At 53.0% G+C, this 14,800-nt stretch carries 9 protein-coding genes; 4 read left to right on the plus strand and 5 right to left on the minus strand.

From position 1 onward, the window contains the following. Positions 1-445 precede the first annotated feature (445 nt). Positions 446-1,318: a hypothetical protein gene (locus SH527x_RS09225; RefSeq protein ID WP_437194368.1), complete on the plus strand. Its 873-nt coding sequence runs from the start codon at positions 446-448 to the stop codon at positions 1,316-1,318. A 223-nt stretch (positions 1,319-1,541) separates the two neighbouring features. Beyond that, a complete protein-coding gene (gene ychF / locus SH527x_RS09230; protein ID WP_437194369.1) occupies positions 1,542-2,633 on the plus strand; it encodes a redox-regulated ATPase YchF in 1,092 nt (363 codons plus the stop codon). A 117-nt stretch (positions 2,634-2,750) separates the two neighbouring features. On the opposite strand, the gene SH527x_RS09235 is transcribed toward ychF, so the two are convergent. From SH527x_RS09235 to SH527x_RS09255, 5 genes are all read right to left on the minus strand, one after another. Further along, a complete protein-coding gene (locus SH527x_RS09235) occupies positions 2,751-3,974 on the minus strand; it encodes an NTP/NDP exchange transporter (protein ID WP_437194370.1) in 1,224 nt (407 codons plus the stop codon). Positions 3,975-4,074: 100 nt separating this feature from the next. Next, the gene (gene ftsH, locus SH527x_RS09240) at positions 4,075-6,123 is read right to left on the minus strand and encodes an ATP-dependent zinc metalloprotease FtsH (RefSeq protein WP_437194371.1); all 2,049 of its coding nucleotides are present in this window, start codon (positions 6,121-6,123) and stop codon (positions 4,075-4,077) included. A gap of 437 nt (positions 6,124-6,560) precedes the next feature. Then, positions 6,561-7,472 carry a hypothetical protein gene (locus SH527x_RS09245; RefSeq protein WP_437194372.1) on the minus strand — a complete coding sequence of 304 codons (912 nt, stop codon included), beginning with the start codon at positions 7,470-7,472 and terminating at the stop codon, positions 6,561-6,563. Between the two features lie 290 nt (positions 7,473-7,762). After that, complete coding sequence (locus SH527x_RS09250) at positions 7,763-10,006, minus strand: BatA domain-containing protein (protein WP_437194373.1); 2,244 nt, start codon at positions 10,004-10,006, stop codon at positions 7,763-7,765. 90 nt (positions 10,007-10,096) lie between these two features. Continuing rightward, the gene (locus SH527x_RS09255) at positions 10,097-11,176 is read right to left on the minus strand and encodes a hypothetical protein (RefSeq protein ID WP_437194374.1); all 1,080 of its coding nucleotides are present in this window, start codon (positions 11,174-11,176) and stop codon (positions 10,097-10,099) included. Between the two features lie 329 nt (positions 11,177-11,505). Here SH527x_RS09255 and SH527x_RS09260 point away from each other — a divergent pair, with 329 nt between their 5' ends. Together SH527x_RS09260 and SH527x_RS09265 are read left to right on the plus strand one after the other, a co-directional pair. Further along, positions 11,506-13,515: a hypothetical protein gene (locus tag SH527x_RS09260; RefSeq protein WP_437194375.1), complete on the plus strand. Its 2,010-nt coding sequence runs from the start codon at positions 11,506-11,508 to the stop codon at positions 13,513-13,515. A gap of 71 nt (positions 13,516-13,586) precedes the next feature. After that, entirely contained in the window at positions 13,587-14,711 is a 1,125-nt protein-coding gene (locus SH527x_RS09265; protein ID WP_437194376.1) for a hypothetical protein, read from the plus strand. Positions 14,712-14,800: the final 89 nt, after the last annotated feature.

Raw genomic sequence — 14,800 nt, forward strand, 5'->3', positions numbered from 1 at the left:
GCCTGTGCAGCCATACGATCGATCTTTCTAAACGCTTTCAAATGAACTGTGACTTCACTGGCAGACTGAATGGCCCACGCCATTTATCGGAAACGCCTACAATCGCCAACGCAAGATGCAGTTCAAACTGAGAGGAAATATTCCATTTTGTCAGCCCCGATGAAGAGACATTGATCCCAGATGCTTAAGGGCATTCTGGTGATCCTCCCTGCAGGGAGTCGGTGCCAAACTTCAGATAATACAATTTGAAGTCACGATCGCGAATCGTAAGCAGCAGAAATCGTCAGATGCGGTTTACATTGCCATTCTTTGATAAATGTTGACCCTGCCCCCTCGAAGCCCCTGCCTCGTCTGGATTCTTGAGGTCATTTCCGGGTATCCTTTGGAGCGAAGGGCGTATTGTTACCGTTCTAACAGGCCTGTCAGAAGAGATTCGAATATTCAGATGCGTCTATCATCTCTCAGCATGTGTACTCGTCTCACTCTGGCGATGGCTCTCTGTAGTGTGACGTTCCTGTCCAGTCTTTCTGGCTGCGGGTCAAGTAAATACGAAGAACGTCTGAACCGGACGGTCAAGTTTTATGACTATCTGAAATCGATCGAATCCAACCTTGGACAACCCTGGGTCCGTCAAGATCAGGGAATGTCGATGCGATTGCCGCTTCCGTTCCAGCGACCACTTCCGCCGCCAGAGATCAAAAAGGACCAGCTCGGGACCGAGATCCCCGTCGTCGACCCGCGTCAACAGACCCCATTGGGGATTGCGCTCCCCGGACTCGTTGAAGCCTGGGAAACAACGCAGGACACATCCAAAACAGGTCCAGACACCTGGATCTACATCCTGAGCAATAGTTCTCGATTTGTGGACGACTCAGAACAAGGCCGCCCTGCTGCTGAGTTCATGGCCGATCTGGAACAAGAACTGATGAATGCTTTTCAGGTCACGATTCCTGATGGAGAAGTCAGTCAGGCGAAAGACAACACCAGATACCGTTATCAGTATCCACTGCCGAATTCCCCTGCTGCTCAGTACACAAGCCCTAAAGACTCGACCGTGATCCGGTTCGTTCCTGAACTTCCAATTCAGGACCGGGAGCTTCACGCCATCCTGTGCGAGCGTCGAGTCGATCAGGTTCAAGCAGCCTGCCTGATCATCTACCCTAAAGACTCGACGATGCAGTTTCTCCAGCGAGTCGACATGGCTCTGGCAACCTGGAACGTTGAAAACGTCGTTCCGCGAAAGCCAGGTGGAAAGCCGGGAACACCGGGTGGGAATCCTTCATCAGGACGACCGAGCCAGGCAGCTCCAAACTTTTAGCACGACACAGGCATCTCGGTTTTAGACGATTGACCACGTCGGTTTCAGAAGAGATCGAATTGGATCACAAGTCTTTAAACAAGGCCGCCCACTGAGATCGCCGAGCACAACAATTATCACGGCTCCTGACTGGAAGTTCGAAAGCTTTCAACATCTTCAGGAGTCGCCAGAGTATTCCGGTTTCACTTTTCAAATTGCTTCAGAATCAGGTTATTAACGCACCATGGATGCAGGAATTGTTGGTCTCCCGAATGTTGGCAAAAGCACGTTGTTCAATGCGCTGACATCTTCCAAAGCCGCTCAAAGCGCGAACTACCCTTTCTGCACCATTGAGCCAAACGAAGGCATCGTGAGTGTTCCAGATCCACGCCTGGATCGAATCGCCCATCACTTCAAACCTCAAAAGATCCTCCCGGCAGCACTGAAGCTGGTCGATATCGCCGGGATTGTGAAGGGGGCGAGCGAAGGAGAAGGACTTGGAAACAAGTTTCTGAGCCACATCCGCGAAGTTGATGCGATCCTGCAGGTTGTCCGCTGCTTTGAAGATCCTGACATCACGCACGTGGCCGGGGGAGTCAATCCGCTCAGCGACATCGAGACAATTGAGACAGAGTTGATGCTCGCCGACATGCAGACCATCGAGAACTCTCGCAACAAAGCGGAACGCGCCGCGCGGGCGGGCGACAAGGAAGCCAAAGAACGCGTCGCTGTCATGGACAAGTGTGCGGCCGCTCTGGACCAGATGATTCCATTGCGAAAACTCGACTGGGAACCTGCCGAGAAAAAAGTCCTCGACAACTTCGGAATGATGACGGCCAAACCAGTACTGTACATCGCCAACGTCGATGAAAACGATCTGGAGGGGCAAGGACCACTGGTTCAGAAGGTTCGCGAATACGCTGCAGCCAACGGTGCGAGCGTTGTCACAGTTTGTGCAAAGCTTGAATCCGAGATTGCAGAACTCGATCCGGCAGATCGCACGGAAATGCTGGATTCGGTCGGGCTCAAAGAAGCCGCACTCGCCGTTCTCGCACGTGCTGCCTACCAGACACTTGGACTGCAAAGTTACTTCACAGCTGGCCCCAAAGAAGTCCGTGCCTGGACGATTCCAATTGGAGCCACTGGCCCACAAGCTGCTGGTGTCATTCATAGTGACTTCGAGCGCGGATTCATTCGCGCTGAAGTCTACACTCTCGATGACCTGGAAACCCACAAGAACGAAGCTGCGATTCGTGCGGCTGGCAAGCTGCGAGTTGAAGGCAAGGCCTACGTCATGAAAGACGGAGACATCTGCCACTTCCTGTTCAACGTCTAAGCTGCCTCGGCCACTCAGTCGGGCCTGCAGAAGATCAGAAGACGACAATACGAAAAGAGCCTCCGGTCAATCGGGGGCTCTTTTTATTTACGGGGTAACATGTGAGACCAAAACGGTCTAACGCTGGTGACGACTTCCAGCGCGTTGTCCGAGGATCATCCACAAAAATGTCACCGGGATCGCCACCCAGACAATGGCATTTCCTCCTGCCTTCGTAATCAGATTCACGAGCCATGCGCTGGCGGAATCGTTCGCGCGATACACGGCAGTATCAATGAAATTCTTGGCCTTATAACGTGTTTCTGCATCGACGGTCGTAAACAGGATTTCGCGACTCGGTTTCGAGAGTGAAAACTCCCCTGCTCGATGAATCGCCTGCAGAGCCGCGAGCACCGCAATGGTCGACCAGATCTCGAATGAAAACAACCCGACCAACACTGCAGCCGGGACAATGACCATCGATAGTCGGAGCCCCCAAAATCTCAGGATCGGCCTGGTTCCTATCAGTTGAATGGTGAGTGCCAGAACGTTTGCGATGAGGTCGATTCTCGCAAAGAACGCCGTCCGTTGTGCAGAATCAGTAAACGTCGCTCCTGCCAGCCCGACCATTTCTACATACATCACGGTGGATACCGCGGAATAGCAGACCACGAGCCCGGCGAGTTGTCGCAACAAGGGATCAGAGATCGTATGGGTGATTCCGGAGAAGATCGAACCGCCCAATGGGCGTCGCGCCTCAGCATGAGACTCAACAGTCAATCGCCTGAGAAAAAGCAGACTGCACATCACCGCAACAAACAATCCCGCAGAGATCGCCATCAGGTTTGCGATACCCACCCGTTCTGCAAGCACGGTCGTAATGATTGGGCCTCCAATGGCCCCCGCCGTTCCTCCGGCTGTGATGTATCCATAACATCGTTTCGCCTGTTCGGTGGTGAAAACATCACTCACCACGCTCCAGAACAGTGAGATCATCATCAGGTTGATCAGACTCAACCAGATAAAGAATGCTGCGGAAACAGACTTGGTTGGTTCATAGAGAAACGCCCAATAGAACAATCCCAAAGCGGTAATCAGTGAACCGAAAAACAGCGTCACCAGTACGCCACGGGACACGGTTTTGACAAGCCACCCGTAGAGCGGAACAACGGCAATTGAGCAGAGAAACGTCCCTGTAAAGAGCCAGGGAACGTTCTCTTTGCCGGTCTGCACTGCCATTTCATCACGCACTGAACGCAGGATGTAATAGCTGCAGAGCATCAAAAGAAAAGACGCCGCCGAAACCAGGCTCCGGATCCATTCACTTCTGGACAAGGAGCTTGAATGTGGCGACGTCGTCATATGCAACTCAAGCTTTGCTATTGCTTACAGTCAATCAGGAATCAATTCCATTCGACATCAAGATATCAAAGCAGAGTCATCTCAATATTCAGCGGACAAATTATTCCGACTTGATGATCATCGGGTGTTCACTGTCTCGATCAGTTCGCTTTGGACCGAGTAATTCTTCGATCTCTTCACGAGAAATGATCTCACGTTCCAGCAATGCATTGGTGATCTTGTCGAGGTCACTGCGATTGTCATTCAGCAATGCCATGGCCTGATCCTGTGCACTCAGAAGGATCGTCTGCATTTCCTGATCAATCAGATACGCAGTCTGCTCGCTGTATTTGCGAGTTTCCTGAATCTCTTTACCAAGGAATGGATGCTCTTCGCTGTCACGGAACGCAACAGGCCCGATCCGGTCACTCATCCCCCAGGCACTGACCATACGTCGGGCAATCTGCGATGCCCGTTTCAGATCGTCTTCTGCTCCGGCCGAATACTCGTCGAAGATCAACTTCTCAGCCGCACGTCCACCGAGCATCATCGCGAGCTGAGCACGCAGACGTTTCTCCCCCATGTGGAATCGCTCTTCTTCTGGCAGCAACTGTGTTACCCCCAGAGCGCGACCACGAGGAACGATTGTCACTTTGTGAACCGTATCGTTTTCTGGAAGGAACCACGCAATCAATGCGTGACCAGCCTCGTGATACGCGGTCATCCGACGTTCTTTGGCATTGAGAACCTCTTCACGAGGAACTCCCATCATGATCTTGTCTCTGGCATTCTCGAAATCTCGGAGGCTGACTTCCGTCTTGTTTTCACGAGCGGCATGCAATGCAGCCTCGTTCACAAGATTCTTCAGATCCGCCCCGGAGAACCCGATCGTGCTGCTGGCAATCTCTTCCAGATTCACGTCGTCGCTCAATGGAACTTTACGAACGTGAACTTTCAGAATTCCAATGCGCCCCTGTCGGCTCGGCCGGTCCACTGAAACGTGGCGGTCGAAACGCCCTGGACGCAGCAACGCCGGATCAAGGACGTCAGGACGGTTTGTCGCGGCGACAACGATCACGGCTTCTGTCGCCTGAAACCCGTCCATCTCACTCAGGATCTGGTTCAATGTCTGTTCACGTTCATCGTGTCCCCCACCGACACCGGCACCGCGAACACGGCCCACGGCATCAATTTCGTCGATGAACAGAATACAAGGTGAGTTCTCTTTCGCAGTGCGGAACATGTCGCGAACACGACTTGCTCCGACCCCCACGAACATCTGAATGAATTCGGAACCGTTAATAGAGAAGAACGGAACCCCGGCTTCTCCCGCAACAGCCCGAGCCATCAATGTTTTCCCGGTTCCTGGAGGACCTGCGAGCAACACCCCTTTCGGGATCTGCGCGCCAAGTTTTTGGAACTTCTCAGGCTCTTTCAGGAACTCAACAACTTCTTCGAGTTCGCGTTTGGCATGTTCCATCCCGGCCACATCTTTGAATGTGGTCTGCAATTCACTCGGGCGGAAACGTTTTGCCTGACTGCGGACAAAGTTGCCAAACATCCCGGAATTCATCGGGTCAGATGACCGACGCATTGCAAACAGGAAGAAGAGCAAAATCAGAATCAGAGGCAACAAGTAAATCAGCGACTGGAGCAACAATACGCTGAAACTGTCATTCACTGCGGAGTAACGTTTGACATGTGTGTCCAGCAGACGCAGCAGGCTCTCGCCTTCCAGCGGCGGAACATCAACAGAGAACAACTCAGCGAGTTTCTGAGGTTTTGGTTCAGGGAGAAGTGATTTCTCTTCGGACTTCTCAGTCTTCTCCGAAGCCTCTGACTTCTCAGGCGTTTCAGCGCTCTCTTCCTTCTTTGTCGCCGTGTACGCATCCCAGGCCTTTTGAGCCTCGGCGACGTTCACCCATTTCCCTTGAACGCTATAACCGTTCAGCGTCACGGAGTCGACGTTCCCCTCTTTAACCTGACTCAGGAAAAAGGAGTACTCGACCATTGTCCGATTTGGAGCAACAAGAAGCTGATATGCTCCGACAGCCAGCAAGCAGAAGATCATCAGCAGAATGAAAAACGGAAACCCGCCTTTGGCATTCGCCTTTTCTGCATTGTTCTCTTCGGAATTGAATTTCGGCTTCTCTTTTTGGGGGTCCGCCATGCACTCGCTCAATCTGGAAGAATCTGATCGGTTGCCCTGACGCCGTTCACGGAAGAAGAGCCAACCAGAAGCATCCCATGTTACCCAAACATGAGACAATCCTGAATTGTCAGCAATCTGATTGCGAACGACGTTCCCGCCGGGACTTTTCACTGCAGGAACGCTACACGACACCGCCACTTCTGGCAAATGCACCGAGCCAACGAATCATAGCTAACTCAGGCACTTGGGCACCCCAATCCTAACCAGAATTCCGGTGGTTCTTCCCAAAATGAGACTGTCGGGAATCGATGTAACGAGAACACTCACGCCTGAGTGTCGAATTTTCACACCGAGATCTTGCCGACACAGCTCCCCTTCACGGCAAAAACGGCAACATCGGAGAAGATTGATCCTGTCCGAAACCGCGAGATCCTCGTCTCGGGTAAACAAAGAGGTCAGGCAACCCGTCTGGTCACAAGGGGAGCCGTAATCACAATCGAGACAGACATTTCCGCTGGGAACGAAAAATCACCGCGTCGACGGACACTTAAACGCCCCCCGTAGGTGTGCAGAATGTCAAACTCTGCAGCAAACATGTCGTCGCACTCACAAATGCACATCGCGGTTGGACGAGCCATAAACCCCGGTGAAAACGGGACATGCAGATACACATGTTTCTGACCCGACTCAAACTCAACGTTCATCGTCCCTTCCAGTCGCTCCTCATCACTTTGGCGAATTCTGGTCAACGAATGGACGACTCGCCCGTTACCGGACTCATCTTCTTCAAACTCTTCGTCTTCCAGATCGAACTCTTCATCTTCGTCCTCAGACAGAAGTCCTGAAAAGAGAGCAATTTGCGACGCCGGTCTCTCAATGAATTCGACGAGATCTGCCACGGAGGATTCGAATTCGTGCTTCTCTTCTTCAATTGAGAATGTCGCGACGGGGAAAGTTTCAGCTGCTTCCGAGTCCCCCTGTGCAACGAGCTCCTCACCTGAGATCGACTCGAACTGGGAACCGGTCTGAGTCCCGGAGATTGCCACCTTCGCAACAGAAGTGATCGCCAGGACAGAGAGAATCAGGCATCCCCAAACCAACCCACTGGCGGTATTCATGGGAATTGAGGAGGTCAGCGTGATGACCGCGATTCCCAAAAGAATCAGCAGCCCAAGAACACCAAACGACTTGATTGTCGACCGGATTCCGCTGGCGAGCTTCAAAGCGACCATCACAGCGGCAAACGAGACCACGACAAAGGACTGTGGCCCCCGCGTTTCTGCTCCGAGCTGTGCAATCGAAACGAGAAAGCCCAGCACCAGCCCAAACGGCAGCAATCGTTGCACAAATTGGGATCGAACTCCCACCACTTTCGCATCCTGCGACAAGAGTGTTCAGATTTCTATTCTGATGCTCTCAGAGAGGCGAACTGCATTTCAACACGAGAAACGAGTTCACATGCGGAAAATGACTTTTCTCGACTGAGAACATCATCACGGGATGCACGATTGCAGACTCCGCTGCTCCCATGCTTCACCGTTTCCCCGGCGATCGTAACGAGCGACACCAAGTAAATCGCAGACTACGCGATTTCGGCGATTTAGGGCAATTGCAATTCCGCGAGCGAAAAATCCAGCTTTTAATTCACATGGCGAGCTTAGGCTGCGGACTGATGACTCAATCGTGCCGCGAGCAATTGTTCGAGAATGCAGAGGATGGCCAGAGAAATCAGCAGGACCCAACGGATCTCTGCCCCAGGTGATTCGCTGCGAATCCACTCAAACGTCCCGGCAGGTTGAATCTGCACGGTTGTTTGATCCCCCAGTTCCCGCAACAGGGTTGTGTCATCCGCAATCTGCAGGGCACCTTCGATCGCAGGAACATTCACGGCATATAAACGCCTGTTGGTCTTCTGATCGACCCCGGTCAGAGTGACTCCATAAATGCCAGGCTGGTCAGTGTCTTTGAAGACCGCCCGAACATCAGTTGCATTCTCTTCGTCACTTTCGTGAGCCGCCTGCAATCGGGTGATATGTTCATTGGGCGAAAGAATCTCCAACTCAGGCAGATAATGTGTCTGACTGAATTCGAGCTCAATCGGCGCACCGGCCGCCAAATGAGGGAAAGCACGATCAGTTCGAATCATGCGTTTCGCAAGATCCAGTTGGAAGACCACAAAACTGAACCCTGCTGGACCATTGGCCCAGTTCGACCAGTTCACGCCTTCCGGATTAACCAGAGGTCCCGCCGATGTCAGACAGGTGAAGATTCTTCCTGCCCCGAGCGTGTGCTCCAGCATCAAAGGTTCATTCCCCAACCGCGACAGAATTCTGGCGTCGGGATCCATTGCCGGAGTCTGCTCAGTATCCGTCGCTGCCGGATAAAAAACATTGATGAAAACCTGATCCAAAATCGGCACGCCCTTCAGCGCAAACATCTGAAACAGCGGATCACGAGTTACATTCATAGTCTCAAGAGGGCGCCCGGTAGTCGCCAGCTCAACCGCCTTGGGAGCCGCTCCCAGCCGCAACGGAAACAGGCCGACCTCTTTGGGAAACAGCTTCTCGTTATAGAACAACGGGCGAACGGAATCCCCCATGTACCAGATAAGGCCGCCTCCACCCTGAACATACTTTTCGAGTGCAGCCACCGCGTCAGGAGCAAGTTCCGGAACGTTAATCAGGTAGATCAGATCATAATTGTCGATCGGGGTTCGCCGCAGTTCTTCCACTGAGCGGATATCAGGTGCAAACCCTGTCACCGAGCGATCTGCTGCGAGCGCATCAGCAACATAACTGGCCTGCTCCGCCCCCGGCGACCCGTCCACGATCAGCACGGGATTCTCAACAGGGACATCGACCGCCAGATACCGTTCGTTATCCACTTCAAGCACGTCTGGTTCAAGCAGCAGTTTCACAGTATGAGGCTGCGCCGTGTCGAAAATGACATCGAATCGCTGCTTCACTGACTGGCCAGGTGGAATCGTCTGAAAGTCGATCGAACGCGGGAGACGGTTTCCATCGATGAAGATCGACGCGGTCACATTCTGAGCCGCACGTGTTCCATAGTTCTTCACAGTTGCCGACAACATCACTGGAACGCCAGCGGCCGCAACTTCAACTTCTCCGCCTAACTCTTCAATCCCCAGATTATCGTGCGCCTCATTCACACAGCGAACGAGATTCACACCGATTTTGGCCGACTCCAGAGCCTGTACTCCAGCAATCGCCGCTTTGTTATCAATCCAGTTTGCGCGACGAAAATCTGACAGTACATGAACCGTCCGCACTGTCGAACGCTCTTCAATCAATCGACGATGCACCGCCTCAACAGCGATCGCCGGATCAGTAAACTGATGCGTGCACACCATCGTCGATAATCGCTCAGACAACTCGACAAGAAGTGACTGATCGACAATCCGTTCACTGAAGCCTGAGACGACGGCCTCAGGTTGAGACATGCGTACAAGACTCAACATCTGCGTCCCCGGGCGACGTGCCCCTTCCGCAGCAATTCTTCGCACCGTTTCCAGAGCCACATCGAATGCAGTCCCGGAATCCACCTGTTCCTGCATCGATGCCGAGTCATCAATCACCAGCACGTGGTGTGATCGTGCTCCCTGAAACAACGAGAGCTGGTCCGGATTCATAATCAGTCGGGCAATTAACGCGACGACCAGAAAGACAATTGCGACTCGCATTAACAGAAGCAGCAGCTGTTCAATCAGGATGCGTCGACGACTGCGCCGCTGACTCGTGAGTAGAAACTCCATCGCCGCGAATCGAACTCGGCGGTATCTCATCCGATTGATGAGATGGATGATGATCGGGACCGTCAGCAACATCATGCCCGGCCAGAACAAGGTCGGGTTCAGAAAATGTTGGAGAATCCACGACGACATATTCGCTGCAATTCATCCTGAGAATTGTTGTTTCGTGAAAGTGTAGACAACACTCTTATGGACTGACAACGTGAAGAATCAGAATCGGGCCTATTGAAACGGGAAATGAATTTCGCGTTCATAGTTCGAACCGGAATCAATGACGATTTCACGAAACTCGTACTTGACGTTTCCCACCACGAATTCCGGTTGTTCAAAATACGTTTCCAGAAAGCGTCTGGCTTCGTCTGTCAAAGGTTCACTTGAGGTTCTCAACTGATATCGGGAGGCGACGAGCAGCCCGAATCGACCTTGCTTCGGAGCGTTCAGTGTTATTGCTCCTGCGTCATCAGCACGACCACACGCGCCCCCGAAAACGTCTGTCGCAGCCTCCACAAGGCGCCTGTCGGTTTCATCCGCACCGACTCGAAATCCATTGCCGGCAATTTTCACCGTACCGTTTCGAACGATCGGCAATAACAGCACTCGAGCTCCGCGATCCGGTTTCTTGACACCAGCCTTGTCCGAGTAACTCACAACGAGGGGAATCGCATTCACCTGAGCCACTGCGGCCACAGGCGATACAGTTTTCCCAGAGGGGGATACCGGGACACTCAATTCTGATTTGACGTCAGGTTTGGCTGCAGTCCGCACTTTTGCCGAGTATCCGATCGCCCCTCCAGCAATGGACGTCAACAACGCTATGAACAGAAGTAACGCCGGGCCAATACGATAGGTAGATCCAGCGGAGCGACTGTGATTCTGGTTGCCGGTGGCCTCGGATGCATCGTTTGTCAGGGAATTCAACTCTTTCAGCAACTGCCCGTTGAGAGTCGATGAACGGGATGTCACCAACGGACCAGCGATAACTTCCGTCGCAACATGGACTTCAGTGTTCTCCATCTCAGCGGCAACAATCGGCGGACCGAACTGTTCGACTTCCACCAGTTGTGGAAAGCCAGATGTACGCTTCCCGTTTCCTCGTGCAAACGCTGATAGCGAAACCTCTTCTCGTGTCGAAACTTGCGACCGAAGAGCGTCAACAGATGGACGCGAAGAAACTTCTTCTGGCCGATTCTGCGGCACGGTGATTGAACTGCCGCACCCCGGACATTCTGTCAGTGCCCCCGCCTTATGGTCTGCGATCCCCAGGAATTGCTGGCAGACAGGACACCGAAATTTGATCGCCATTCCCAACCTCAGAGACAAAAAACTGCCGTTTCACTGACAGAAGAAAACGGGTATCTCAACATTCCATCAACCAACCATTCGGTTTCTGTCGATCATAACGAAGAAACGATTTATTTGGGGATTTGTTACGGCAGAAATTGCCAACCCGAGCCCTGACGGCGGACAAGCGTTGCCGACTCTGCCGCCTTGCCCCTCCCGAATCGTCCAACATGTTCCATACGTATCCCCTGAAGTGATTTCAGAAGTCGTCCCGGTATGACACGGTTACTCGTTCACTGGACAACGCGTACGTCAGATCGATGCTGCCCGCAAACTCTATGGAGTCATGCGTGAAACGTCGACCTGCGTCTGCATCGATGTCGCTCTTTTCCTATCTGGACGGTCTCGTCTGTACGATGGGGGCGCTGATTCTGTTGCTGCTGATGACAGCTCAGCGGATGCGAGACCAGGTTCTGGAGACGTACAATCAAACACAGATCGTGGACGTCACTGAAGTCGAACCGCTTCCGGCTCCTCCCCCGACTCTGATGCCAGTGCCCGGCCCAAGTAACGACGAGGTCGCGGCCCGCGAAGCCCAGATCGCTGAAGAGATCGCCGCGCATCAACGAGCGGTCGCCGCGCATGAAGCAGAGCTGAAATCGAAACACACCGAATGGAATGGCAAGCTGGAAAGCCTGTCAGATCTGACCAATCGCATTGCCAAAGAAGTTGAGCAGGCACGACAACGCATTCAGGACAACAGTGCGGAAGTCGAACAGATCGAAAGAGAACGGGCGCAACTCACCACTCTGATGGCCATGGCGACCGAGAAGAACGGGCAGGCCAGATCGACAGAAGCGGAACTTCACCAACAGGCAGAGAATCTTCTTCGAATCCGGGAAGAGAATCTCAAAAAGGTAGAAGCAGCCAAAGTTCAAAAGGCCTTGCGAAATCCGGTCTTTGAAATCGAAACCAGCGATGGGCGTTCTGGAACTCAACGCCGCCCGATCCTGATTGAATGTACTGCCGACAGCCTGACGTTTGTTTCAGAAAAGATCTCGATCTCGGCTGCGATGCTGAATGAATTCCCACCGGAATACAACCCGTTGCTTGCCGGCACAGAAGCATTGCAGGCTTACTGGACAGCATACGACAAGCAGCAAGGAAAGCAGGGTTCGAAGCCGTATGTTTTGATGATTGTGCGTCCCGGTGGAACTGTCGGGTACTACGTCGCCAGAAAGTTTCTGGAGAAGATCGACGAAGACTTCGGCTATGAACTCGTGAGCGCAACGGCAGAATTCAAATGGCCGGATGCAGATCCTGGTGCGGTCGAAGCTTGCCAGAACGCAATCGATCGCATCATGAAGGGAAATCGACCACTTCCTCTTCCCCCCGGTCAAAGCCTTGGCATGCGGGGACAAAAGCAACAGAGCCTGTCCGCAAATCGTGGAAGTTCCAACGAACCTCAGGAAGGCTCAGGCGGGCAACGCCCCGGTACAGAAAAGATTGTCGGTTCAGAAGGCGAGTTCAGTCTTGCCGAAGTAGACCAACTGAGAAACGCCAGAGCTTCCGACTCAATCGGAATGCTGGGGCCAGAATGGTCGAACCCACGCCGTCGACAATTATCTGCGGCGAACAATCGACCACAACAATCGACAGGTGATTCAGCTTCTGAGCAGTCCGCGCTCTCGGAGATTGAATCACAGATGCGCCAGCAAAGAGGCATGGGACAGCAGGGAGCGAATCGCCTGCAACCTGGTCGAAATAGTGGCCCCGGAATGGCTCAGGCTCCGGAAGCACAAGCAGATCGCGGTCTCGACCTCACCAAACTTCCAGAAGGTTCGCCAACCGGGACGGAAGATTCTGCCAACAATGGATCTCCTGCACCGTTCCAGCAACCCGGCGGTCAGCAGCAGTCCGGTGGCAGTTCCAGCATGATGTCTCCTCAGCCCCCCGGAGAAAAACAACTCCCACCGCCGCCTCTCGCACAGATGCCAGAGCGTTCCCGTCAATTGAAAAATGACGGTGGAGCACAACGCCAATGGGGACGTGGCAAGTCCAACGGGGCAATCGGAATTGAACGCACAATGACGGTTCAGTTGTACCCGGACCGCATCACGATCGAGCAAGGATTGGTCACAGGAATCGACTCGAAAATGAGCCGCGCTGAACTTCAGGAATCGATCGCAGCGATCATCGAGTCTCAAGCACAAACCTGGGGTGAACCTCCATCAAGCTTCTTCTGGCGTCCTTCATTCAAAATTCAGATTCACCCCGGGGGGCACCCACACTACCCCAAAGTGAAAGAGCTGTTTGACCATTGGGCTTTGACTTACAAACACGAATACGTTTCGAATTGACCTGAATCGATTCCTCTGAACCAGACCAAACCGGCAACTTGCCGACTTTCATCTCCGTGAGTAAATGACACATGTCCCGTAAGCATCGTGAAGATCACGAATTTGGATCGGACTCCTTTCTGGACGTCCTCGCCAACCTCGTTGGGATATTGATCATTCTGATCGTCGCGGTCGGAGTTCGGGTCGCCAACACGTCTCCAGAGGAGCTTCTGAACAGCCAGACGGAACAGTCGCAGGATCAAGTCGCATCCATCCCTGAACTCGTCGCTCCCGAGCCAGAGATCGCAACTCCGGTGATGACTCCTCCTCGGGAACTTCCGCCGATTCCAGTGTTTGCTCCAATCCCAACAGTTCAGCCAACTGATGAAATGCTTCGCAGGGCGGAAGAACTGAAGAGAAACTATGACGCTCTGCAAAGTCAGTTGGCTGAGTTGCAGGTGAATGAGAATCAGCTCAAAAAGATTCATCAGGATCGAGCAGTTGAAGTCGCAACGCTCCGACAGCAGGTCACAAAGCAGACAGGTCAACTGGAGAACGAAAAGTCACAACTTTCGATTCTTGAACTCGATGTCGCCACGTTGCGAAATCAGGTGATGGATTTGAAACGTCAGGCAGACGAGATCGATCTGGATGCTCCACCGGTTGAAAAACTGGTTCACCAGATGACGCCCATCGGCCGCGTCGTCGCAGGGGACGAAGTTCACTTTCGGTTGAGTGGAAATCGCGTCACGTATGTTCCAGTGACAGAGTTGGTCCGCGAGGTTCAGTTGGATCTGGAACGTCGAAAAGACATCCTGTTGAACAAGTCCTTCTTTCAGGGAAACACCCGAACGATTGAAGGCTACATGATGGAATACGTCATGCAGCGTCAGGGAGGAACTCTCTCAGATGACATGCGGTACGGGCGGTCAATGATTCGAATCGGGATCAGCAGTTGGGTGATCAAGCCTGTTGGATCTCTGCGTGGAGAGATGGCCGATGAAGCCCTGCAATCCGGGTCGCTCTTCAGAACGGCCATTGGTAAACATGGCCCAACAGCAACAGTCACCTTCTGGGTCTATCCAGACAGTTTCGAACTGCATCAGAAGTTGAAGGCGTTCACACATGAAGCCGGATACTGGGTAGCTTCGCGACCTCTTCCTCTCGGCGTCCCAATCGCAGGCTCGCCACACGGTTCGAAATCGGTGGCACAGTAAGTCTGTAAAAAAACAGGACCGGCAAGACAATGTCTCACCGGTCCTGAATGCCTTACCTGAATCGCCTTCACACCTGTCTGACAGATCTG

The sequence above is a fragment of the Planctomicrobium limosum genome (assembly GCF_051465645.1).
GTDB lineage: Bacteria > Planctomycetota > Planctomycetia > Planctomycetales > Planctomycetaceae > Planctomicrobium.

Coding starts and splice junctions, on each gene's coding strand:
- SH527x_RS09225 (WP_437194368.1), top strand. CDS start 446: ATGCGTCTATCATCTCTCAGCATGTGTACTCGTCTCACTCTGGCGATG.
- ychF (WP_437194369.1), top strand. CDS start 1,542: ATGGATGCAGGAATTGTTGGTCTCCCGAATGTTGGCAAAAGCACGTTG.
- SH527x_RS09235 (WP_437194370.1), bottom strand. CDS start 3,974: ATGACGACGTCGCCACATTCAAGCTCCTTGTCCAGAAGTGAATGGATC.
- ftsH (WP_437194371.1), bottom strand. CDS start 6,123: ATGGCGGACCCCCAAAAAGAGAAGCCGAAATTCAATTCCGAAGAGAAC.
- SH527x_RS09250 (WP_437194373.1), bottom strand. CDS start 10,006: ATGTCGTCGTGGATTCTCCAACATTTTCTGAACCCGACCTTGTTCTGG.
- SH527x_RS09255 (WP_437194374.1), bottom strand. CDS start 11,176: ATGGCGATCAAATTTCGGTGTCCTGTCTGCCAGCAATTCCTGGGGATC.
- SH527x_RS09265 (WP_437194376.1), top strand. CDS start 13,587: ATGTCCCGTAAGCATCGTGAAGATCACGAATTTGGATCGGACTCCTTT.